The 24,562-nt window shown below is 29.3% G+C and carries 20 protein-coding genes, 4 pseudogenes and 1 other annotated feature; of the genes and pseudogenes, 9 read left to right on the top strand and 15 right to left on the bottom strand.

Annotated features, from left to right (window positions below):
- Positions 1–64 precede the first annotated feature (64 nt).
- Positions 65–295, top strand: coding sequence for a hypothetical protein (locus CLOBL_RS16970; protein ID WP_077860120.1), 231 nt, complete (start codon positions 65–67; stop codon positions 293–295).
- 76 nt (positions 296–371) lie between these two features.
- Here CLOBL_RS16970 and CLOBL_RS16965 read toward each other — a convergent pair whose 3' ends face one another.
- The 8 genes and pseudogenes from CLOBL_RS16965 to CLOBL_RS28575 form a co-directional block, all read right to left on the bottom strand.
- On the bottom strand, positions 372–947 hold the full coding sequence (locus tag CLOBL_RS16965; protein ID WP_077860119.1) for an SIS domain-containing protein: 576 nt from the start codon (positions 945–947) through the stop codon (positions 372–374).
- A gap of 107 nt (positions 948–1,054) precedes the next feature.
- Positions 1,055–1,696 (bottom strand): SIS domain-containing protein, encoded by a 642-nt coding sequence (locus tag CLOBL_RS16960; protein ID WP_143323885.1) that lies wholly within the window; start codon positions 1,694–1,696, stop codon positions 1,055–1,057.
- Positions 1,697–1,837: 141 nt separating this feature from the next.
- Positions 1,838–3,832, bottom strand: a complete 1,995-nt coding sequence (gene tkt / locus CLOBL_RS16955; RefSeq protein WP_077860118.1) for a transketolase — start codon at positions 3,830–3,832, stop codon at positions 1,838–1,840.
- A gap of 139 nt (positions 3,833–3,971) precedes the next feature.
- Positions 3,972–4,619 carry a fructose-6-phosphate aldolase gene (gene fsa, locus CLOBL_RS16950; RefSeq protein WP_077860117.1) on the bottom strand — a complete coding sequence of 216 codons (648 nt, stop codon included), beginning with the start codon at positions 4,617–4,619 and terminating at the stop codon, positions 3,972–3,974.
- Positions 4,620–4,644: 25 nt separating this feature from the next.
- Complete coding sequence (locus CLOBL_RS16945) at positions 4,645–6,015, bottom strand: PTS ascorbate transporter subunit IIC (protein ID WP_207652364.1); 1,371 nt, start codon at positions 6,013–6,015, stop codon at positions 4,645–4,647.
- 152 nt (positions 6,016–6,167) lie between these two features.
- Positions 6,168–6,446 carry a PTS sugar transporter subunit IIB gene (locus tag CLOBL_RS16940; protein ID WP_077860116.1) on the bottom strand — a complete coding sequence of 93 codons (279 nt, stop codon included), beginning with the start codon at positions 6,444–6,446 and terminating at the stop codon, positions 6,168–6,170.
- A 1-nt stretch (position 6,447) separates the two neighbouring features.
- Positions 6,448–8,577 (bottom strand): BglG family transcription antiterminator, encoded by a 2,130-nt coding sequence (locus CLOBL_RS16935; protein ID WP_077860115.1) that lies wholly within the window; start codon positions 8,575–8,577, stop codon positions 6,448–6,450.
- Between the two features lie 335 nt (positions 8,578–8,912).
- A pseudogene (locus CLOBL_RS28575) lies at positions 8,913–9,058 on the bottom strand (N-acetylmuramoyl-L-alanine amidase); the annotation flags it as partial.
- Between the two features lie 209 nt (positions 9,059–9,267).
- Between CLOBL_RS28575 and CLOBL_RS16925 the strand changes: the two are divergent.
- The 3 genes and pseudogenes from CLOBL_RS16925 to CLOBL_RS16915 all read left to right on the top strand — a co-directional run.
- Positions 9,268–9,441: pseudogene (locus CLOBL_RS16925) on the top strand (helix-turn-helix domain-containing protein); the annotation flags it as partial.
- Positions 9,442–9,837: 396 nt separating this feature from the next.
- Positions 9,838–10,425 (top strand): hypothetical protein, encoded by a 588-nt coding sequence (locus tag CLOBL_RS16920; protein ID WP_242953863.1) that lies wholly within the window; start codon positions 9,838–9,840, stop codon positions 10,423–10,425.
- A pseudogene (locus CLOBL_RS16915) lies at positions 10,361–10,630 on the top strand (MerR family transcriptional regulator); the annotation flags it as partial. The gene CLOBL_RS16920 and the pseudogene CLOBL_RS16915, both read left to right, overlap by 65 nt.
- On the opposite strand, the gene CLOBL_RS16910 reads toward CLOBL_RS16915, so the two are convergent.
- Complete coding sequence (locus CLOBL_RS16910) at positions 10,622–10,963, bottom strand: hypothetical protein (protein WP_077860114.1); 342 nt, start codon at positions 10,961–10,963, stop codon at positions 10,622–10,624. The pseudogene CLOBL_RS16915 and the gene CLOBL_RS16910 overlap by 9 nt on opposite strands.
- Before the next feature lie 48 nt (positions 10,964–11,011).
- Between CLOBL_RS16910 and CLOBL_RS29170 the strand changes: the two are divergent.
- The 3 genes and pseudogenes from CLOBL_RS29170 to CLOBL_RS28985 all read left to right on the top strand — a co-directional run bounded on the left by CLOBL_RS29170 (position 11,012) and on the right by CLOBL_RS28985 (position 12,185).
- Positions 11,012–11,201 (top strand): annotated as a pseudogene (locus tag CLOBL_RS29170) (hypothetical protein).
- Between the two features lie 51 nt (positions 11,202–11,252).
- Positions 11,253–11,429, top strand: a complete 177-nt coding sequence (locus CLOBL_RS28095; RefSeq protein ID WP_179117780.1) for a hypothetical protein — start codon at positions 11,253–11,255, stop codon at positions 11,427–11,429.
- Positions 11,430–11,819: 390 nt separating this feature from the next.
- Positions 11,820–12,185, top strand: a complete 366-nt coding sequence (locus tag CLOBL_RS28985; RefSeq protein WP_278281339.1) for a DUF5658 family protein — start codon at positions 11,820–11,822, stop codon at positions 12,183–12,185.
- 479 nt (positions 12,186–12,664) lie between these two features.
- On the opposite strand, the gene CLOBL_RS16895 is transcribed toward CLOBL_RS28985, so the two are convergent.
- From CLOBL_RS16895 to CLOBL_RS16870, 6 genes are all read right to left on the bottom strand, one after another.
- On the bottom strand, positions 12,665–13,810 hold the full coding sequence (locus tag CLOBL_RS16895; RefSeq protein WP_077860112.1) for an MFS transporter: 1,146 nt from the start codon (positions 13,808–13,810) through the stop codon (positions 12,665–12,667).
- A 417-nt stretch (positions 13,811–14,227) separates the two neighbouring features.
- Positions 14,228–15,145 carry an AraC family transcriptional regulator gene (locus CLOBL_RS16890; RefSeq protein WP_179117783.1) on the bottom strand — a complete coding sequence of 306 codons (918 nt, stop codon included), beginning with the start codon at positions 15,143–15,145 and terminating at the stop codon, positions 14,228–14,230.
- A 343-nt stretch (positions 15,146–15,488) separates the two neighbouring features.
- Positions 15,489–16,196 (bottom strand): MgtC/SapB family protein, encoded by a 708-nt coding sequence (locus tag CLOBL_RS16885; protein WP_077860110.1) that lies wholly within the window; start codon positions 16,194–16,196, stop codon positions 15,489–15,491.
- Positions 16,197–16,232: 36 nt separating this feature from the next.
- A complete protein-coding gene (locus tag CLOBL_RS16880; protein ID WP_077860109.1) occupies positions 16,233–19,490 on the bottom strand; it encodes an SNF2 helicase associated domain-containing protein in 3,258 nt (1,085 codons plus the stop codon).
- Between the two features lie 17 nt (positions 19,491–19,507).
- The gene (locus tag CLOBL_RS28565) at positions 19,508–19,696 is read right to left on the bottom strand and encodes a hypothetical protein (protein ID WP_077860108.1); all 189 of its coding nucleotides are present in this window, start codon (positions 19,694–19,696) and stop codon (positions 19,508–19,510) included.
- Between the two features lie 71 nt (positions 19,697–19,767).
- Positions 19,768–21,705 carry an ABC-F family ATP-binding cassette domain-containing protein gene (locus CLOBL_RS16870; protein ID WP_077860107.1) on the bottom strand — a complete coding sequence of 646 codons (1,938 nt, stop codon included), beginning with the start codon at positions 21,703–21,705 and terminating at the stop codon, positions 19,768–19,770.
- A 550-nt stretch (positions 21,706–22,255) separates the two neighbouring features.
- Positions 22,256–22,511: a binding site (T-box leader), on the top strand.
- Between the two features lie 116 nt (positions 22,512–22,627).
- Between CLOBL_RS16870 and ilvB the strand changes: the two genes are divergently transcribed.
- Together ilvB and ilvN are read left to right on the top strand one after the other, a co-directional pair.
- Complete coding sequence (gene ilvB / locus CLOBL_RS16865) at positions 22,628–24,298, top strand: biosynthetic-type acetolactate synthase large subunit (RefSeq protein ID WP_077860106.1); 1,671 nt, start codon at positions 22,628–22,630, stop codon at positions 24,296–24,298.
- Position 24,299: 1 nt separating this feature from the next.
- Positions 24,300–24,562, top strand: a 263-nt coding sequence (gene ilvN, locus CLOBL_RS16860) for an acetolactate synthase small subunit (RefSeq protein WP_077860105.1), incomplete at its 3' end; no start/stop codon positions are given.

Raw genomic sequence — 24,562 nt, 5'->3', positions numbered from 1 at the left:
TTTTTGTATTGTTTTATGGTAGATTTGGAATAATATACTCAAAAATAATAAAGGAGGATTTCAAATGAAAATGCCAGATATTAATTATCAAGAAAAAATTAAAAAGTGTAAAAGTATGGATGATGTAGTTGGGAATATTTTATTATATTTAGCTATCATTGAAAACAAATCAAACCTTAGATTAAAAATATCTTATCTGTACATATTGTATTTTAAAATAATATATCATATCTTGTTGATGGTCGGAAGATGGGTGGGAATTTTAATTCTTCCGACCATTCTCTCGTTTAAGTAATGTCAGTGATTAGCATCATAATTTATATTGCTAATTTATACTTATTATTTTACTTTATTTTTGCTTAGACAATAATTTAATCAGTAAGAACATTAGGATATACTTTATAGTATGATACAATCATGTGCAAAATCATTAGATGAACGTCTTCAATTTGTTCATAAGATTCCGCTTGAACAATAAGATTTGAATGTGCAAAATTCATTACTTTCCCACCATCAAAACCTGTAAGACCAATAATTTTGGCATTCTTTTTCTCTGCAAATTCACAAGCTTTAATTAGATTTGGTGAATTTCCACTTGCACTTAAAACAATAAGTACATCTCCATCATTCATTAAATTTTCAAGCTGCTCTGAAAATATTTCTTCAAACGCAACATCATTACCAAAAGCAGTGATTTTCTCTGTATTGTCAGATAAAGAAATAATACGAAAGCGACGTTGTCCCTTCTTTTGAACACCATTTTTACCTAAATCACACACAAAATGATTTGCAGTACTTGCACTTCCACCATTACCTACGATAAATATTTGCTTACCTTTTTTGTATGCATCATTTAAAATATCTATTGCTTTTTGAAATTCGGTTGCACTTAAATTAGTAATTAATTGTGATTCTTTATCAGCATATTCTTTTAAAAAATTTTTCATAATTTTTAACTCCCTAACATTTAATATTTATTTTAATATACATCTTAATTTAAACTATACGAATTATCTTATGAAATTTAGTTCATCAACACACTGAATACTGATAATTAATTAGTTTGTTTAAAAAAGTGTTTTTCCAATAAACTGCACCATAAATGATAAATTGGAATTGTTTGTTCTTGAATATACGTTGTTTCATTACTTGGTAATTGGATAATGACATCACACAATTTTGTTAATGGATTTGGATTTGAACCTGTGATAGCAATAGTTTTTATGCCTTTTACCTTAGCAACTTTAAAAGCTGCTAAAACATTTTTAGCTTTTCCTGAAGTACTAATTCCTAATAAAACATCGCCTGGTTCACCATAACCATACACTTGTTGAGCATAAATCAGTTCTCCAGATACATCATTTAAAAAAGCAGAATTTAAAGCGGTATGTTGTGTGACAGCAATAGCTGGCAATGCGCCCTCTAAATTTTGAGCTAAAAAAAGACCATCATCTCCGTATTGATTTTTGAGCTTTACAGAAATACTTTCTTCAATTTTTCGCTTAAATAAGAAGCTCTTCATCAACTCACCAACAATATGATCAGAATCAGAAGCACTACCACCATTACCGCAAATTAGCAGTTTGTTTTTTTTACTGTATGACCCTTCCATAATTTTGTATGCTTCTTTAATTTTTTTATCATAACTTTTCAGCTGTGGATAACGCTCATAGAATACTTGAAACATTCTTTCCATATTAATCCACCATATCTTTCTTAATTCATATATTTACTTTCTTAAATCTCTTCTAATTATCTTAATTCATACATTTTCACTAATAGAAAGTTTATAAAAATATATACTTTCGTTTGTTTATAAAAAAGAATGTATGATACTTTATTTATTTATTAATTCAATTGTTTTATTTACAACATTTTCAACAGTAAAACCAAATTTTTTGAATAATTCTTCTGCTTTTCCTGATGCTCCGAAAGTATCAATTGAAATAACTTCTCCATCAAGACCTACATATTTATGCCATCCAAATGAACTTAGTGCTTCAACAGCTACTCTAGCTCTTACCTCGTTTGGCATAACTGATTCTTTATAAGCTTCATCTTGAGCGTCGAATAACTCAAATGATGGTATACTTATAACTCTTGCATCTATTCCTTTAGTTGAAAGCTTATCTGCCGCATTAAATATTAATTCTACTTCTGAACCTGATGCCATTAAAAGTACATCTGGAGTTTCCTTCTTAGAATCTTTAAGTATATATCCACCTTTTAATGCTCTCTTAGGACATCCATCATATAGTGGTAAATTTTGTCTTGTTAATACTAATGATGTAGGTGTTGTTCCATTAGTTACAGCATAATACCACGCTGCTGCTGTTTCTTTTGAGTCAGCTGGTCTAAATACTGTCATGTTTGGCATACTTCTAAGTGCTGCTAATTGTTCTATAGGTTGATGAGTCGGACCATCTTCCCCTACCCCGATACTATCATGAGTTAAAACATAAGCTACTGGAAGTTTCATAAGTGCTGATAGTCTCATAGCACCCTTCATGTAATCGCTAAATACAAAGAATGTTGAACAGAATACCTTAAGTCCACCATGAACATACATACCATTAGCTATAGCTGCCATAGCATGTTCTCTTACACCAAAGTGCATATTTGAACCGCATCTGTCCTCTGCTGAGAAATCTCCTCTATCATCCATATGCGTCTTATTGGATGGTGCTAAATCTGCTGATCCCCCTATAAGGTTTGGAATTAATTTAGCTAATCTGTTTATCATTATTCCTGAAGATTGTCTTGTTGCCATTGGCTTATTATCAAAACTCCAAAATTCTTCATTATTTAATAATGCTTCTTTATCAAATTCATCACTCATCCATTTTTCATATTCTGCTGCTAATTCTGGATAAGCTTCTTTGTACTTATTAAACAATTTGTTCCAATCTGCTTCTTTTGAAACACCTTTTTCTATATATTCATCCATATTTGTATATACTTCATTTGGTACATAAAATGCTGGTTCTGTCTTCCATCCCAAGTTTTCCTTCATTGCTTTTACATTTTCAGCTCCTAAAGGCTCACCATGAGCTGAAGCTTTTCCTTGTTTATTCGGGCATCCATATCCTATTATATTTTTTACTATAATCATTGTTGGTTTTGCAGTTTCTTTCTTTGCTTCATCTATTGCTGCACTTACTGAACCAATATCATTGCCGTCTTTTACTTTTAATACTTGCCAGCCATAAGCTTCGTATCTCATACCTACATCTTCTCTAAATGCTATATCAGTACTTCCTTCAATTGAAAAATTATTTGAATCATATAATACAATTAATTTTCCCAATCCTAAAGTTCCAGCAAGTGATGATGCTTCTCCTGAAATTCCTTCCATAAGGCAACCGTCTCCACATATCGCATATGTATAGTGGTCAACTACACTAAAGTTTTCCTTATTAAACTTTTCTGCAAGATGTGCTTCTGCTATAGCCATACCTACTGCATTACACACACCTTGTCCAAGTGGTCCTGTTGTAACTTCAACACCTTTAGTATGTCGATACTCTGGATGTCCTGGTGTTAAGCTTCCTAATTGTCTAGAACTTTTAATATCGGAAACTTTTATTCCATATCCAAACAAATGCAATAATGAATATTCAAGCATTGATCCATGTCCTGCTGATAATACAAATCTGTCTCGATTATCCCAATTTGGATTTTTTCCATTATGGTTCATCTTTGTCCATAAAGTGTACGCCATAGTAGCTGCTCCAAGTGGTAATCCTGGATGTCCTGACTTTGACTTTTCTATAGAATCTGCTGAAAGTATTCTTATTGCATTAATACATAATTTATCTAATTCTCTGCTCATATTTTTCCTCACTTTATATTACTTATTTTTATAAAAAGCTATAGTAATAATCAATTAAAAATAATTATCACTATAACTCTTTTATTTTATTATTATACTTTTTTAAAGATGTAAGCTTTTCAGACGTAACGGTTAACTATTACTTGCCAAAAGCTGCTGCCCAATCTGCTTTAAATTTTTCAAGTCCGTGATCTGTTAATGGGTGTTTAAGCATTTGTATAACTAATTTATAAGGTACTGTTGCTATATCTGCTCCAGCTTGTGCTGCTTGAATAACATGAATTGGGTTTCTAACACTAGCTGCAATTATTTCTGTTTCTATTCCATGAATTTCAAATATATCTGCAATAGTTCTAACAAGTTCCATTCCATCCATTGATATATCATCTATTCTTCCTAAGAATGGACTTACATATGATGCTCCTGCATTAGCTGCAAGTAATGCTTGTGTTGCCGAGAAAATTAAAGTTACATTTGTCTTAATTCCTTCTTTAGATAAAACTTTAACTGCTTTAAGTCCTTCTGCTGTTATTGGAATTTTTACAATCATATTTTTATGAATTGCTGCAATTTCTCTTCCTTCTTTAATCATTCCTTGTGCATCTTCGCTTATAACTTCTCCACTTATTGGTCCATCTACTATTTCTGTTATTTCCTTTATAACTTCGTTAAAATCTCTGCCTTCCTTTGCAACTAATGATGGGTTAGTTGTTACTCCACATATTACTCCCATTTCATTTGCTTCTTTTATATGTTCTATGTTTGCTGTATCTAAAAAAAACTTCATCTTAATCTCTCCTCATATAATTAATTTATGCCTTTGCGTTAGTTTCTTCTATCTTCTTAGATTTTGATTTTAAATTTGAACTTATGGTGATTCCTGCAATTATTATAAATATTACCCCTAATAAGCCATAAATACCAACCTTAGCAAATGCATTACCTATATTCCCAACCACTATGCCAGTGAATGCAAAGTCTGCGTCTCCAAAAGTTGAATTTGCAAATCCCAAGTTTCCAAGTAATGGAAGTAAAAATGCTGGTATTGTATTTAAAATTAATCCATTTACAAAACATCCTATTATAGTTCCCCTTAATCCTCCTTGTGCATTAGCAAGAACACCTGCAGCTGCTCCAACGAAGAAAGCTGGTATTAATCCTGGTATTAACACTGGTAATCCACAAATCGGTAATAAAATGAATGATACCACTGCACCTGCCAAAGATGCTAAGAAACCTATAATTACTGCATTTGGTGCAAATGGGAATATTACTGGACAGTCAAGTGCTGGGACTGCATTTGGAACTAACTTTTCTGAAATCCCCTTAAATGCTGGAACTATTTCAGCAAGCATCATTCTAACACCTTGAAGAACCATTACAAACCCTGCTGTAAATGTAAATGCTTGCATAATTGCATATACTGCAACATTTGTTCCACCTGAAAGTTTTGTTGCTACCGCAGTATCAGCTAAATGTAATGTAATAAGAAATATTATGTTCATAACAATAGCTGTAGATATTACATTGTCTTTAAAGAAACTTAAGCCTTCTGGAACATGTATATCTTCTGTAGAGCGTTCTTTGTTCCCTACAGCTTTTGAAACTAACCCTGCAATAGCATAAGTTAAACCATTAAAGTGACCCATTGCAACAGAATCATTCCCTGTTACCTTTCTATAGAATGGCTGAACCACTGCTGGTGATATAACCATAGTCGCAGCTAAAAATAATGATCCTACAACTATAAGTTCAGTACCTGTAAATCCTAGAACAGATAATATTGCTGATAGTAAACCTGCCATAAATAACATATGATGCCCTGTTAAAAATATATATTTAAATGAAGTAATTCTAGCAATTATAATGTTTGCAATAAATCCAAATGCCATGATCAAAGCCATTTGAGTACCAAAATTTTGCTGAACTAATGCTATTACTGCTTCATTAGTTGGCACAACCCCTTGTATATGAAATGCACTTTCAAATGCAGGTCCTAATACACCAAGCGAACCAGAAATTGCATTTGAACCTATTTGGAATACTACAAAACCAATAATGGTTTTAAATGTTCCAGTAACAATTTTAGATAGTGGCTTCTTTAGTACAATCAATCCTATAAGAGCCATAATTCCAACAACAATTGGCGGTTGATCAAGTAAACTTACAATAAAATTAATCATTTTTTCCCTCCTCATATTTAGCCATTGTAAACATTTACATTAGTTTTTAATATTATTTATCAAGTGGTAAAATATTATTTTATATTTTTGGTTAAAAAATGATATTTCACCACTAAATTTTCTTTAAAACCATATTAGATTATAAGCATTTACTACTTATTTAAATTATTAATTGCCTCTAGAACAATTTCTTCTATAGACTTTTTATCAACAACATTATGAACATAAACAACATTAAATCCTTTATCTTCAATTTGTGACTTTAATTCGTAAGTTGTAATAACTAAATCAGTTGCTTTTCCATTTACAGATCCCAAATCACATGCTTCAACATCAGCCTTTATCCCATTTTTCTTTAATATATCATCTACATTCATTTTAAGTATTAAGCTTGATCCCATTCCCATTCCACATACGGTCATAATATTCATTTTAGATCTCTCCTTTATTTTTAATATAATTTATTATTTCATTAGGATTAGTTGAATTTTTAACAGTATTTATAAATTCTTCTTCTCCTAAAAATGTAACTAATTCAGATAATGCTTTCAGATGGCTTGAATGATCTACTGCACATAAACATACTACAATTTCAACTGGATCATTTTCTTTATTTCCAAAATTGATCGGACTATTTAAAGTTATAAGACTCATACCTATTTTTTTAACACTGTCATCTGGTCTTGCATGTGGCATTGCAATTCCAGGAGCAATTACAATATATGGTCCTAAAGTTTTAACAGTATTAATCATACCTTCTATATATCTTTCATCTATTACATTATTATTCTTTAATATTTCTCCTCCACATTTTATAGCTTGTTCCCAATTTTCCGCATCTACATTTAATTTTATAAAATCAGTTGTCAACACATCTTTTAACATTGGTTGAAACACTCCTTTCTTAAAGTCATTCGTTATTGAAAGATATTTTGATAATCCTTCTGCTAATTTTGCACTATTTAAAATAGTGCAACTGTGACTTATTATCTCCATTATTGTTTCTAGTGAAACTTTGTTATTATTGGTATATACTCCGCTATTATATTTTCTTAAAGCTGAACTAATATCACTTATATTTTTTTCTGTTAAAAATGGATTTACATCAACACACTGAATACTGTTAATATTCAAATTAATAGGAACTGTAGTAATAATTAAATCCACACTCCTGTTCTTAACTATATTCACCAAATTATGATATGGTATAGTGTCAATTACATTTATGTTAAAAAGTGACTGCACTCTTGATGATACAAGTTTTGCTGTTCCTATTCCTGTAGCACATACTACAACAACGTTTGCAATTCTCTTGTTAATATCATTTATCCTTTCTATTGCTGCTCCAAAATGTAAAGTTAAATATCCTATTTCCTCTTCACTTAGTTTGTTGCCACCATATTCTTCTATATCGTAAGTAGAATTTTTAATAGCATAAAATGTTTTTTCATATGATTGCTTTATTTCATTTAACAGTGGATTTTTTAATGTAAGACCGTGCTTTAGTCTATATATCGTAGGTCTTATATGCTGTATAAGACCATCTAATAGCTGCTGATCACCAAATAAATCAATATTCAAAATTGAACTAACCCTATTAATCAACTCATTAGTAATAAATTCAATCTTTGCCCAATCTATATCATTATTCTTTGAAGTAAAAACTTTACTTCCTAATAAATGAATTGTAATATATCCAATTTCATCAGCTGGTATAACAACTTTAAATCTATTTTCAAGTATTTTGGCAATACTTGATGCAACAGCAAATTCTTTTGTAATTTCAAGAGCATTAAGTTCATCTTTCTCCATAACTATATCTTTATCTTCTTGTATTCTTTTTATTGCAATGGCTATGTGTATAACTAAACCTGAATATGCATCGTCTGTAAATTTTGTTTCTAATTGTTTTTCTACAATATCCAAACAATTTTCTATATATGAAATATCAATATCTTTAAAGAATTCTTTATGATACTTATCTAAACCAACTTCTGATTTTGAAACCTTAGAAGCTTTTATCAGATCAAGTGCCTTATAAATGTCTACATTATTTGTAAGTAAACTAATAGCAGCCTTTCTAATGTATCTCTCGTCTCCAATTATTTTTACTCCATGTGTTTTACTCGATTTAAGCTCCAAGTTCTCATTTAAAATCCACTCTTTTACCTTATTCATATCTTTTAAAATTGTGCTTCTGCTTACAAACAAAATTTCTGATAACTTATCTATAGTTATATAATCTCTAATTTCTAACAATTCAGTAAGAATCATAATAACTCTCTCATCTTGAGATAATATATATTGATTTAAATCGATTTTTCCAAGCAAATTTAGAACAGTGTTTTTTTCTATTAAACTACATTTATAAGATATACCTTCATTAGGTTTTCTAATTAATTGTGGCAAATTGCTACTTTTTAAGAAATCATCTATCTTATCAAGGTCATATCTAATAGTTCTATTACTTACTCTAAATTTTTGAGATAATTGCAAAATACTTATATACCCTTCGGTATTTATGATTTCATATACTAGTGTTGAACAGCGTTTATTTAGCATGCCTATACCATCCTTCTAGCTATTACATTACTTATATTTATTTCATTTACAGTTTTATTATACTATATAAGTTAATATTTACAATATTATATTCCTTCAATGTAATGTGGCAAAAAAATATCTTTTTCTTTTATTATCAGAACTATGATTTAACAATTATAATGAATTGTTGTTCAATGTGAGAAGATGAGTTTTGATAAGCGTTACATTCATCTACTACTATATATTTTGTCACAGAATAAGCCTATAAAAATAGTTAATTAAAAAAAATCACAATATATTGCAAAGAACTATTCGTTACGATTTAAATCAACGTAATTACTAGTTTTAAAGATATAGTAGTCTTCACAATTATAACTATTACTTTCATCTACCCTAAGCAAATTTACCCATGGCCTTTATCTTGCAAATACTCTACAATTAAAGCTCCTATAGCTCTGGTACAATTGCTCTCATTTAACTTCTCAATAACACCACACAACCAACATTACCACTTGCAGCTGACTACAGCTATTATAAAACTACTAATTTCACACATCTCCTCTACAATCTATTATTTTTTAATTACTCATATACGTTTTATGGTTTTTAACCATATACCCATATGTAGAGGTAAATCTAACAGTAAACTCACTATATATAAATTAATCATTTTAATTCATGACTCTTATATTGAAGATGGAGGTTTATATGGATTTTAATTATATTGAAGCTTTAGTTACTAGATGTAAGAATAATGATGAAGAAGCAAAAGAAAAATTAGCTGAAGAATTTAGACCTTTGATTTATAATATTTCTAGAAGGACTTTCATTGACGGGTATAACACACATGATATTATCCAGGAATGTTATCACTCACTTTTTTAGAATTTCTAATTGGCAATGCTATTAGCTTTTTATCAAAAACTTCTCCTACTTCTGAACCAATCTTAATTTCATCCCTAATCATATTTAAGCACCTCCAATAATTTATCTGCAGATTTAAAAATTTATCTGCTACTATTATGGATATATGTTTTGTACTATGATATAACATTAAAATTATGATTAAATTTGTATTTCTACCATCTTAGCCCGCATTTTATAAGCAAATTCTTAAGTTCTTTCATTCTTATATTCTAAAGAATATATATTCCTTTATTCTAAAATTCTAAAAAATTCATATTCCTAAATTCTTTAGAATTTTAGAATCTCTAATAAATAGCCATATATCCTTTAAGAGAATACATAAAAATACTGCTGCAAGGAAGGTAATAATTTATGGCTAGAAGAAAAACATCAAATTTTCCTAAAAATGATTTTGAATATGATGAAGGTGAAGTATATGGATTTACTAACGAAGCTCCTATAGCTGGAGACTGTATATCTTACTTCTCTTTTGATGATGATTCTTATATTAATATTATTCAAACTAATTCTGATTGTAGATCAAATAATACTCTTATTAAAGAAGATCTCAAGACTAATACTCACGTTAATACTAATTCTTTTAGTAACAGCACTACTCAAAATGATACAACTAATTCTATAGGAATAACAAATTCTTTAAACTCTACTAAAGAACTGTTTGATAATAGAAGAACTCCTCTTCCTAATGGTGCTGCCCCTGCTATTGACGGAGAAACTCCAGCTATTAAAAGAAGTTATACACTTCGCAGTTCTACCATAAGAAAAATAAATGAATTAAAACATCTGCATCCTGATATAAGTGTATGTGTCAGCACCATAGTTGATATTGCTATAGACAATTATCACAACTACATTGTATTTGGAGGGAATAGCCATGAGAACAGCAAAACAGGTTTCGGATCTGACAGGGATAAGTGTGCGAATGCTGCATTACTATGATGAAATAGGATTGTTAAAGCCAAGTGAAGTTACAGAGTCAGGTTACAGGCTTTATAACAATGAAGCTCTTGAAACATTACAGCAGATTTTATTTTTTAAAGAACTGGATATACCGCTAAAAGAAGTTAAAGAAATTATGGTTAGTCCCTATTTTGATAAAATGCAGGCTCTGGAAAATCAAAAAAAGCTGCTGATTTTAAAACGAGATAGATTTTATATAATATTCTTCTCTAACTTTTTCTATATCATAATTTCTTTCAGCTTCGTAATCTACAAAACTGCCACCCTCAATTCTGGCTCTAAATAACTTCCAAAATTCATAGTCATCATCAGTAACACTAAATATTCCTTTTCTTCCTATATTCTTTTTATAGCTTAATTTCAACCCATAAAGACTTAAAGAAGCACCGTCATACTCAATAATTACTGAGCCATCCTTTAACCTATAAGCTATTTCTGAAAATCTAAATTCTTCATGTTCACTTAAATATCTGTACTCTGCAATTAGCGTTTTTGATTCATATGTTCTCTTTTCCACTTTTATGGCCACCTTTTCTTTTTAGTTCCTCTCCTCCCATATTTTATTATGCCCACTTATAGAAATTTTACATTTACAAAATGGCTTACTACTAAAGAAACCTTTAATTCATATGGACACTATAAACTATAACGAGTGATTATCTAAATTATCAAAGGAAGAATCTAAAAAAACTGATTTATATTATCATGAAAAATACCAATATTTTTTAAATAACCTCCAGACTGAATGGGATTAGAGAAACTCACCTTTCTGTTTCCTATTAATATTAAAGAAGGGAATGGTCCTAATGACCTTTACAACATGGCTTATAAAAGAAAAAGGCTTTGCATCAAAAGCTCAATTTGATTCACTTGTAAATACATTACCTTACGCTGGAAGAAGAAAATTAATCCTATACTATAAAATAGAATATAAACATTACCTTAATACAAGGCCAATACAGCTTGAAATTGAAATAAAATAATCCTGGAGAGATCCTCTCCAGAATTATTTTATTTTCGTAAGAATATTAATTAAGTATAATCAAATCCTATTTATCAATTGTATGGCAAAACTTCATAACAAATCTAGAACAAAAGCAAAATTAAAATATTCACAAAATGTGGAATCAACTACTAAAATTGTAGGAAAAGCCTCCATTGTTTTTAGGGTAAATACTAAGCTCCTTAGAAAATAAATGTTGTCAATGGGTGAGCGCAGCGAATTCCCCTTTACAATATTTATTTTCTATTGGTATAATTGTTCTCCCCCAAAACAGCATTGCACTTATACAATAATATTCTACATTATTCAAACTCATAATCGTACTTTTTAGATTAGCTCTTTTAGTTTATGGCAAAAATTTATATTAGAGGTGTTTAAATTGATATTCTTTATAAAAAGCCATGCACTTACGAATTTAAGAAATAAACTTTTAATTCTATATATACTTAATGTTACAGATATAATATTTACTTTTTTTCTTTTAAACACTGGTTTCTATATGGAAGCAAATGCTTTAATGTCTAACACTGTAAAAAGCTATATAGCTAGCTTTTTCTTAAAAATTCTATTGCCAGCAATTCTTTTTATAATTCTATTTTTTAGAATGAAAAAAGCAACAGATAAACAGCTTATGTTATCCAATATTTTTATTACCGGTGCTGTTATATTATATATATTAATAAACATTTCCCATATTGTTTGGATTGCTATATTGCCTATTTTTATTTTCAGCTAATCTAAGACAATTTAATTAACATCTATAGTATTCATTCATTATAACTCAAACAAAAAAGAATGATCTACTAGGGTGAATAGACCATTCTGAATACTAGATATTTATATATAATAAGGGATAAATAATGTTTAACTACTTTATACTTATATATTACAAGAGATTTGTGACAGTAATATGACATAATATAATTTCCTTTATTTACACCCTGTAGTAGCATTGCGAATAAAAAATACCGTACTTCTATTACTGAATAATGTAATATAAATTTCTAATACACTTTTATATCCATATAATTTCATCTAATTCATCATTTTAAACGATGTTTTCAGAAAATTCGAACCTGCTTCCACCACTGATACATGCAAGAAAGTTAATCTCTTCTCTCTTATAACTTCTATAATATATATGTAAAAAGCAATTTACCTATCTTCTTAAACATTAGAAAAAGTATATTTCAACTAAGAAGTAAATAGATGATTTTAATTTTTTTGAGAACATTTAAATGAGTAGATTGCAGAAAATAGACCAAACAAAATTATTAATGCTCCTACCCATGTGTTAGAAGTGATGGAAAAATGATTTACTAATATACCACCAACTACCGAACCCATAGCAATTCCTATATGTAAAGATGATGTATTTAGACTTAATTGGATATTAGAGGTTTCAGGTGTCGTTTTTATTAGATAGTTTTGAATTGCTGGTGTTGCTGCCATATTAAAGGTACACCAAAAGAGCACTAAGATTAGTAGACTGTATATTGAGTGTGACGCATATGGTAATAAAAATAAAGCAGCTGCATGTATTATAAGTGATATATAAATCGTCTTAGCTTCACCTAACTTATCTGATAAAGATCCACCAATCCAACCGCCAGTTGTACCTGCCAAGCCATAAACTAATAAAACAACACTAATCATACCAGTTGATAATCCCATTGTATCATGAAGAAAAGGCGTAATATAGGCATATACTGTGAATTGGCCAATCATTTGGAAAATGGAAATAAAATGTGCAGAAATTATTTTTTTGTTCTTTAAACTTCTAATTTGCTCATGCAAAGGTCTTGTTTTTTGTGCTGGTATCTTAGGAAGAAATCTAAGAATACATGCAAATGATATCAAAGTAAGTACAGCGATTAGAACAAATGTCATTCTCCATCCCCAGCGCGAGGCAATCAAGGTACCAAACGGAACTCCTAATACCAAAGATGCAATAATTCCCGAAAAAATAATACCAATAGCACGTCCTCTTAGTTCTGGAGCGACAATATTAGCAGCAATTGTAAGAGAAATAACTACAATCAGTGAACAACTCGCTGCTAAAATTACTCTTGATAATAATAGTAATGTAAAGTTTGTGCTTAAAATTGATAAAATATTTCCTATAAAGAAAATTAACATAGCAGAAGCTAATAATTTGCGCCGCTCTATTTTAGATGTTAATGCACTTAATATTGGCCCTCCTATAGCAAATATAAAGGAATAAACTGAAATTAGTTGACCTGCAACTCCTAAAGAAACATGTAGATCTGTACTAATCATGCCTAGCAAACCAGCAATCACCATTTCTACTGTGCCAACAACAAAGCATGCAATTGCTAAGATTAATATTTTTATATTCAAGTATTTCACACTCCTTGTAAAATTAAATTCAGAAACTTACTAATAAATTTGGAATCCAAAAGTTTATTAATATTATAAAAAAGTTATTATATTTAATCTCATTATAATCAATGACCTCCTTTTGAATTTGTTATAAGTTTTTTTACAGTTATTATTTTAAGATAAAATAAGATACTTTTAAATCCACAGAGCTCTTAAATTATTGCCTAATTCTCTTTAAGGTTTAAAAGTATCTAATTTTTCTAACCAGATTATTTTTCATTATTGAATTGATGCACATGATAAAAACCTCAAGAAATGACAACTTGAGGTTTTATCATGTGCATCAAAATATTTTTGTTTTTTATCATATGAGGAAAATTTATACTATTTTCATTCTATTGATTTTGCGTCATTGTACCACAAATAGTGAATCCATTAAAAGTTGGAAGTCAAAGAGATTCGACGTTGTTTTTTATCTTTAATAGGAGGTAATCCAAACATTCTGGCATATTCTCTATTGAATTGAGATGGACTTTCATAACCAACCTTAAAAGAAACAGTTACGGCATCTAATTCTTCTGAAAGTAATAAACGACGTGCTTCTTGAAGTCGTATCATTTTTTGATATTGTAACGGACTCATCGCTGTTACTTTTTTAAAGTAATTATGTAATGAAGACGGACTCAAGCCTACATTTCTTGCCAACTGTTCAATTTTTATATTCTTTGAAAAATTATCGTTAATATATTTGATAGCCATCACAACTGTTTGCGAATGACTTCCCATCATAGCAAATTGTTTTATACGATATCCGTGTTCTCCATTTAAAATACGATAAAGAATTTCCTTAGTGATTAAATGCGAAAGCACTGGTATATCTTCAGGTGTATCTAAAAGATTAACAAGCCTTAGCAAAGCATCAAGTAAATTTTCATTAGTACGGCTTATCAATATACCATGTCCTAAATCTTGTGCATCATCCAGTACCTGATTTGATTCATTAATAATATCAAGTATTTGATTCAAATTAAAAGTTAAACGCAATCCTAAATATGGAGATTGTTGGGATGCCTGAATAATATGGCCAGTAACAGGTAAGTGAACAGAAGCAACCAAGTAGGATGCAGGATCATATTGATAAGTTTCATTTCCTAACATTACGATTTTTGAACCTTGTGCAATAACACATAATGATGGTTCATAAATAGAATATAGCGGTTCAGATACCTGAGAAACACGAATCAAGTTTAATGCAGGTATCATTGTATCATGAACTCCATCAGCATTTGTTAAACGTTCTATAAGCACAGCTAAATCTTTTTGTTTCATTATTGTTATATTATCTAAATTCATTTCGCTCAATATAATAAATCCTTTCTATATAAAATGCATCTATATTGTAATTAGTTTTATATGATTAGGCAATATAAATCACTGTTAAAGGTAGGTATTATAATTATTGTTCTCCCCAAAACATTATTTTTGATACGCTCTGTTGTTAAAATTAAACATTTCTTTGTTTAATCAAATACTTATCTCTTATTGGTTTCTTCATATTGTGAAGCAAATATATGTGCATGTCTGATCAAAAATATACATTAGATTATGAGCTTATTTTTTTACTATTAACAAGAGAAAATACAAGGGAAAATTTAAAAAAGACTAAATTTCCTCTTGTATTTTTCCCCATAAAAAGCTACATTATTTCTTTAATAGAAGATACATTTTCAATGGTATGAAGCTTCAAAATATATTCTGAATGGTCAATTTTTTTATCCAGTGTTAAAGTCATTGATAGACCAATAATGTGTCTGTCAATTTCATTTGATTTCCTAACTTCTATATTTGAAATTTTAGTTCCATCAGATTTTACAACATCAAGAAAGTTCGTAACACCAGATATATCCTTAAGTTCAGCATATACATCTAATATTTTAGAATGAGTTCTCGAATACATATCTAATCTATGAAGAATTGTTAACACGCCAAATAAAAATCCACATGATATAATAGCACCTTCATAAAATCCTATGCCTATAGCAAGCCCCATACATGCACACGACCACAGACCTGCTGCGGTTGTAAGTCCTTTAATTTCATTTCTTCCAACTACAATAATTGTTCCAGCACCTAAGAATCCAATCCCACTTATAACTTGTGCACCCATTCTGCTGGCATCCCCAGCCATATGAAGAATATCAGTCATATATTGGCTTGTTATCATGACCATAGCTGCACCAATACACACTAGTATATGAGTTCTAAAACCTGCTGGTCTTTTCTTTCTTCCTCTTTCAGCTCCGAGAATTCCTCCGCAGATGGTAGCTAAAGTTAATCGTAAAATAATAGATGCTGTATTTACTTCCCTTAAATAAATGCTTAAATCATTCATAAAACTTATCATATAACCACCTGATTGTAATTTTTATAAAATCTTCTATTAGTTGCTATAGCTAAATAAATTCAAAATTTCATCTTCATCCAATGAATTTATAAAAGCTCCTACACCTAAATCATCTCCCAAAATTTTGCTTATCAATTCTCTTTTAGAATCTTGTAATTCAACTATTTTTTCTTCTATTGTACCACTTGCTATTAATTTAATAACTTCTACCACATGCTTTTGTCCAATTCTATGAGCTCTATCTGTAGCTTGATCTTCAACAGCTGGATTCCACCATGGATCAAAGTGTATTACAACATCAGCACTTGTTAAATTGAGCCCTGTACCTCCAGCTTTTAACGATACTAAAAATACTGTATTTTCTCCATTATTAAATTCTTCTACCATTTTCATTCTATTAATAGATGAAACTGCTCCATCTAAATAAGAGAACATGAAGTTCTTTTCTCTTAATATTCTACCTATATTTTTAAGAACAGATGTAAATTGAGAGAATACTAGTATTTTATGTCCTTCTCCTACACTTTGTTCCAATAGTTCAATAAGAGCATCTATTTTCCCACTTGTTCCTAAATAATTATCCATTGTAACTGAAGGATCTAGGCAGATTTGTCTTAACTTTGTTATATAAGATAAAATTTCAATTTTACTCTTGGTGAATTCAAAATCTTCTACTTTTTTCTGAATTAAATCTTTAACATAATTTGCATAAGTCTCATAAATTACTTTTTGCTCATCACTTAAAGGTACTAATAATCTCTTTTCTATTTTATCTGGCAATTCTTGAATAACATTTTTCTTATATCTTCTTAATATGAATGGCTTCACAAGCCTATTTAATTCCTCTAATATTTCAGGGCCTTCTTCAAGTCTTCTATAATATCGTGTTGTAAACTTCTTTTCATTATATAAATATCCAGGCATTATAAAATCAAATATTGACCAAAGCTCCATCAGAGAATTTTCTATTGGAGTACCTGTAAGGGCAAATCTATTCTTCGCTTTAATATCTTTAACAGATTTGGCACTTAATGATGTCTGATTTTTTATATTTTGAGCTTCATCTAAAATACAATAATCAAATTCCATATTATATAACTCTATATCACGCCTTAATAAATTATAAGTTGTTAAAATCACATCATAGTTCTCATAATTTTTAATTAATACTTCTCGTTCTTCTTTATTGCCATTTGATATTCCTATTTTCATTGATGGTGCAAATTTTTTAAATTCACTCTTCCAATTATAAATTAAAGAAGTAGGTGCTACTATTAGGGTTTTAGAATTTGATTTTGAAAGTAAAAGTGTTATTGTTTGAAGAGTTTTTCCAAGTCCCATTTCATCACTTAGTATTCCTCCAAAATTCAAGTAATCCAGTGTTCTAAGCCAATTATATCCTTCCTTTTGATATTCTCTAAGCTTAGCTTGGAGTCCATGTGGCAGTTGAAATGTTTTTCCTTCTAAGTTTCCAAGCCTGTCTTTAAGTTCCTTAATTTCATCACAGCTTTGTATAAATCTTAACCCTTTTTCATCTAAATAATCTTCAAGATAAGCTCCTTTATTCATAGGTACATTAATTCTATTATTAACTAATTCTTCTTCTAAAAGCAGATTGTCCATTAAGGTTAAGGCCTCTTTTATAGATGCTTCTTCTAAATCTAAAAATTCTCCATTTTCAAGCTTATAATATTTTAAATTATCTCTAAAACTTCTAAGTATTTTTGCAGTTTCTTCTTCGGATATATCCGAAATATTAAATTCAAACTCAAAATAATTAAATTTTCCTTTTCTAACTTCACCTTTAAAGTCAGATTTATTTATATCTTTTATTCCTTTAAATCTTTCAGAATAGAAAACTTCTCCATATCTTTGAAGTTTTTCTACTTCATACTTAAAGAATTTAAAAGCGTCCTCATCATCCCTTAGAAAATACAATTTCCCATTAATTTCTTCAAATCCGAGACTTTTTAATAGGCCAAATACTTCATGCTCTTTACTAGTATCTCTATAAATAATCTTTCCTTTATATTCTTCAAAATAATTAAATTCATGACCTTCATAAGATACTTTAAATAATAAAGCAATATCCTTATCTCTATCAAAATAGAATTTGAAATTGACTGGAGCAATAACTACTTTGTTTCGAATTTCTTTAGACAATGAAAAATCACTTGTAACTTTTTGAATTGATGGTATTAATTCGTTTAATACTTTACTTTCTTTATTTTTATTGAAACTTATTTTATTTGTAGCCTTAAAAATTTTTAAATAAGGCGCTAATCTTTCACATTGTTCTACTGATGGAATATAAATAGAAGTTCCATATAAAAATACATCTTCATTTTGGGTTAAAGTCTCTGGCATACCACTTGCCGCCTCTAAAACTATAGCATCCTTTTGACTTTTTAAGCTAAGAGGAATAGGGATATCCTCTTCTATTACTTCTGACTCTAATATCCTATAGAAGAAACCATCCCCTAAAAATATCCTATTCTTCTTCACAATATATAAAAATTCTTTGACCATCATGTCTGGAAGTGTTAAAAACTTACCATCTATTAATTTATCTTGAGAACGCCTAAAATTTCTATCATGCTGCTCTAAGTTTTTTATGTTATTAATAAATTTTATTAATCTCTTATCCTCATAAGAAAAGCATTGTGTCTTTATATCAAAACTAAATTCCTTCCCATATTTTATTGGGACTCTATTATATAGAGCTATTAAAAATTGATTTATGTCCTTAATGATATACATCTTATTACTTCTGCTTTTCAATCCGATTTTAAATTCTACTTGAAGTTTAGAAGACCAATTATTTTTATTAATAGTAATCTCAAATTTAAGTTTATCCTTTCCAGTATCTCCTATAAGTACAGATAATAAATCTTCTCCATTATCCTTACTACTTTTAACTTTATTTTCTTTAAGATTATTTGTAATTTTATTTCTTAACTCTGCATCCTCATCAATATTTTGTAAGAATGTATAAAAAGTAGCTATTAGATGTTTGCAGCAATAATTATCTTTTAAGAATTCATTTTTTTCAAATTCCAAACAACTACAATGAGTACCTATAACTTCTTTTGTTGTATTATCAATTTCAAGTTTACATGAATATTCACTTAGAAGGCTTTCTGATACTACATCAGAGCTAATCTTAATGTAGTCCTTATCCACATTAACATTTATCTCTCTTACCAGATCATTTTTTAATACTCTTTGACCTTTAATAAGAGCTGAATTTGATATATTTTTATTAAAACCTTCTAGCAATATTTGTTTTATCAATTTTACCACCTGCATTTTTATTTTGTAACTTCTTTAATCTGTTTTATCAAATCTATACTAATATATTGCGACTTAGAAACTCCCTTTCTAAAATATCTTATTTGTTTATACTTTTTTCCTTGAAGCTCAATATCTAAAATATCTATACGCTCACCTTTAAAAATAGTAGGTTCCAATTTTCCTTTTAAAAAAACATGTATTTCCACCTTGCATAAAAGAGAATAATATAAAAATATTCTCTTATTCCTCCTTTTTTACTCAAAATATGTAAAATATCTTATTTTCCTTCATATGCTTCAATTGCTTCGGCTATTCCGCTTAAATATTCCCATCTCTCATATTTACTATCTAATTCCTTTTGTACTTTTTCTTTTTCCTTCATAAGTTCATTGAGCTTACCATAACTCGAAGAATTTTTGCTCATTTCTTTATCTAATTCTTTTATATTTTCCTCTAATTTTGAAATATCCTCATCTATTGTTTCATATTCCTTTTTTTCCTTAAAAGTAAACTTAGGTTTATTGTCCCTAGTTTTCTCTTTATAATTTTTATTTTTATCGTCATTCTTTGTATTAGCACTATTATTAGTATCGATTATATCTTTAGCTCTCTCAATTTCTTTTGAAATTAGAAAATCACTATAGTTACCATTATATTCTCTTATGTAACCATTACCTTCATAGGAAAATATTTTATTACATATCCTGTCTAAAAAATATCTATCATGAGATACAACAATAATAACTCCCATAAATTTATCTAAGAAATCCTCTAATATTTTAAGAGTCTCTATATCTAAATCATTTGTTGGCTCATCAAGTATTAAAAAGTTAGGTGATTCCATAAGCACTCTAAGCAAATGCAGTCTTCTTCTTTCACCACCAGATAATTTTTCAATTGGTGTATACTGCATTGTACTATCAAATAAAAACCTTTCGCACATGGTCGAGGCAGTTATTTTTGTTCCATCCTCTACTGGAATGTATTCTCCACCTTCCTTAACATAATCAATCACTCTGAGTTTTGGATCCATATTACTATTATCTTGAGCAAAGCAGCTTATTTTAACAGTGTCACCAATTTCTATTGTTCCACTATCTAATTCTATGTTTCCTCTAAGTAAATTGACTAAAGTTGTCTTACCAACTCCATTTTTTCCAATAACTCCAACTCTATCACTTCTAAGAAATGTATAACTAAAATCTTTGATTAACACTTTATCACCAAAGCCCTTGCATACATCATATAGTTCAACAACTTTTTTACCAAGTCTTGATCCTACAAAAGAAATATCAACATCTTCTTGCCTCTTTATGCTCTCGCTGTTCACAAGTTCATCAAATCTCTGAAGTCTGGCCTTTTGCTTAGTACTTCTTGCCTTTGCACCACGTCTAACCCATTTCAATTCATTTCTTATTAATGCATTTTTCTTTTCTTCTTGTACTTGCTCAGTTTCAAGTCTCTCAATTTTCTTTTCAAGAAATGCAGTATAATTTCCAGGATATGAATATAATAATCCTCTATCTAGTTCAATAATCCTATTTGTAACTCTATCTAAAAAATATCTATCGTGAGTAATCATTAAAAGAGCACCTTTTCGCCCATTAAGATATTCTTCAAGCCACTCAATAGAATCAGAATCTAAATGGTTAGTAGGTTCATCTAATATAAGAAGGTCACATGAAGTAATCAGAGCACATGCAAGAGCAATTCTCTTCTTCTGCCCTCCAGATAAGTTGCCTATCTTCTCAGAATAATTTTTTATTCCAAGCTTTGTAAGAATAGTTTTTGCTTCACTTTCCATATCCCATAGATTTAACAAATCAATTTCGCTTTGAAGTTTAATCAACTCGTTATTTAATGAATCAAATTCTTCACTTGCACATAAATTAATTCTATCTAATAGCTCCTCATAATTTCTAAGGAGCTTCATTTCTTTTGTATCGCCTTTAAATACTTGTTCTAAAATAGTTGCATCTTTATCAAAATAAGGATTCTGATCTAAGTATTCAATTCTTACATTTTTACCTTTTGTTATTGTTCCATCGTAAAATTCCTCTTTACCAGAAACTATTTTCAAAAATGTGGATTTTCCAGCACCATTTATTCCTATTAATCCTATTTTATCGCCATCATTGATTCCTAAAGATACATCTTTTAGTAATACCTTATCGCTATAGCTTTTGCTAATTTTTTCTAAAGTAATTATATTCATTTATTTTAAACTCCTTCTTGCAATTGTATACTCTATATTTTAACATAGTAAGCTTACAATCCAAAATTAAAAATAAAATATACATAACCAGCTTACCGAGGCGCTTATTTTTCTTGATATATATTTCTCAGGAAATATATTCCAAAAAAGATACAGATATCTATAGATACTTTATAATCTAATAATATGTTTTTAATCAGCTTTAAAGGAAACTATAATTTTTTTAGTTTTTTAAATTTAATATCTACACTTAAATTTACTTTATTATATAACTTTACTTTACATAATAATTATTATTTAAACTATTTTATACATATGCTATAAGTTAAATCCTTATATATATGTTTCAATAATAAAATTACATTTAGGATGTTCATCTGCTAAGTAAATATCTAAATGTTAAATGTAAAAAATCAATTGCAACATATATATTTCATTAATCCCCACCTTTTCTTTTTCCACATTTGATTATTGTTTGATTTATCAGAATTTTTAAAATTTTATTGACAAAGAGATGTTTTTTTGAATATAATAAATACAAACCCAATAGCTAAAAACTGTGAAAAGGAAGAGTACATATATTATTGAAACAAAGAGAGAGAATGTTTGCTGTAAATTCTCATGATTTATATATGGAATGTAGCCTTGGAGTTTTTAATCGAAATCTATTTGAGAGTAGACTTAAACGGATGCTTACCGTTACAAAAGCAATAATATCGGCTATCCCTTAGCCTGTATTATAAATAAGTGTGTATTTAATTTACAAAATTAGGTGGTACCGCGGTGATTATCTCTTCGTCCTATTAATATTAGGATGAAGAGTTTTTTTATTCATCAATACTGAATTTAGCAACTAAATATTAAATCTATTTCATAAGTTATTATTGTTTGAATTATTTTGTATTTATAAGGAGTGATTATTTTGAAATATAATGGTGCTGAAATTGTTATTAAATTATTAGAAAATCAAGGTGTAGAATATATATCTGGCATTCCAGGTGGCTTTAATCTTCCACTTTATGACGCGTTATATAAAAGTAAAATAAAACATATATTAGCGCGTCATGAACAGGGTGCAGGTTTTATTGCACAAGGAATATCTAGAAGTACAAATAAAGTTGGTGTATGCTTTGCAACTTCAGGTCCTGGTGCAACAAATTTATTGACTGCTATCGCAGATGCTAAACTTGATTCCATTCCACTTGTTGCAATAACAGGTCAAGTTCCTTTATCAGCAATTGGAACAGACGCATTTCAAGAAGTGGATGCATATGGATTAACTATCCCTATTACAAAACATAATTTTCTTGTTAGAAATATAAAGGAACTCTTCACAGTAATATCAGAGGCTTTCAAAATTGCCTCAGAAGGTAGGCCAGGTCCAGTTTTAATTGACATTCCAAAAAATATTCAGACAGAAGTTATAGAATTAGACGTTTTTCCTTCTGAATCTGAAGATAATATTCATCCTATCCGAAAAACTCTGAAGGGCTCTACTTTATACTGCATGGCAGAATTAATTAATAATTCAAAAAGGCCTATAATTTACGCAGGTGGAGGTATAATAAACTCCAATGCTTCGCAGAATTTATATAAATTTGCTAAAAGAAGTAATATTCCTGTGTGTTTGAGTCTTATGGGACTTGGTGCTTTTCCATACGATGATGAATTAAACCTTGGAATGCTAGGAATGCATGGGGCTCCATTTACCAATTACTTATTAAACGAATCTGACCTAATTCTAGCATTAGGTGTTAGATTTGATGATAGAGCTACAGGTAATATAGAGAAATTCTGTCCTAATGCATCTATAATCCACATCGATATTGATCCTTCAGAGTTAAATAAAGTTAAAACTGCTAGCTTATCTATGGCTGCAGACGTTAATGATTTTCTAGAGGATATATTATCTCACATTGAGGAAAAAAATAGAAATTCGTGGATTGATAGAATTAAATGTTTTAAAGAAAAATATCCGCTTCCATCGTATAAGAATGACTTGCATCCTGCTAATATAATTCCTTTTATAAGTACCGTAGTTTCAAAAGATACTATTATCACAACAGATGTTGGTGAGCATCAAATGTGGGTTGCTCAAAGATATCCTTTTACTCATCCCAAAACCTATTTAACATCTAGTGGACTTGGAACTATGGGCTTTGGACTTCCTGTAGCCATAGGTGCCGCATTAATTAATAGAAACAAAACAATAGTATGTTTTTCTGGGGACGGTTCGATTCTAATGAATATTCAAGAACTCGCTACTCTTTCAGATTTTAATCTCAATGTAAAAGTAATAATATTAAATAATCATCACTTAGGATTAGTTCGTCAACAGCAGCAATTATTTTACAATGAGCATTATATAGCTTCAAATTTCATTTCAAATCCAAATTTTAAAATTATTGCTGATGGTTTTGGAATAAAATCATGTGATTTAGGTATTGAAGAAAGTCCATTAGAGAAATTAGAAGAACTATTATCAATCGAAGGTCCATGCTTAATCAACATTCCCATAGAAGAAACAGAAAATATTCTTCCAATGGTTCCTCCAGGTAAATCAAATATAGAGATGATAGGAAGTGAAAATTAAAATGATTAATACTAATTTCTACCTTATTGAACTGCATGTTAGAAATCATGCTGGAGTGATGAGTCATATTACAGGACTTTTTGCACGTCGTGCGTTTAATCTTGAAGGAATTTTATGTGCACAAATTGGTGATGGTTCAACAAGCAAGATGTTTCTACTAGTAAAAAATGATTCTGTTTTAGATCAAATAATTAAACAATTGGAAAAATTATATGATGTTCTTGAAGTTTCTATACATCAGGACTATGATCAATCTGTCTTTGA

Origin of the sequence: Clostridium sp. BL-8, from assembly GCF_002006495.1 — a bacterium.
Classification (GTDB): Bacteria; Bacillota; Clostridia; order Clostridiales; family Clostridiaceae; genus Clostridium.
The sequence above is the reverse complement of the archived record's forward strand: the minus strand, read 5'-3'. Positions and strand labels throughout refer to the sequence as shown.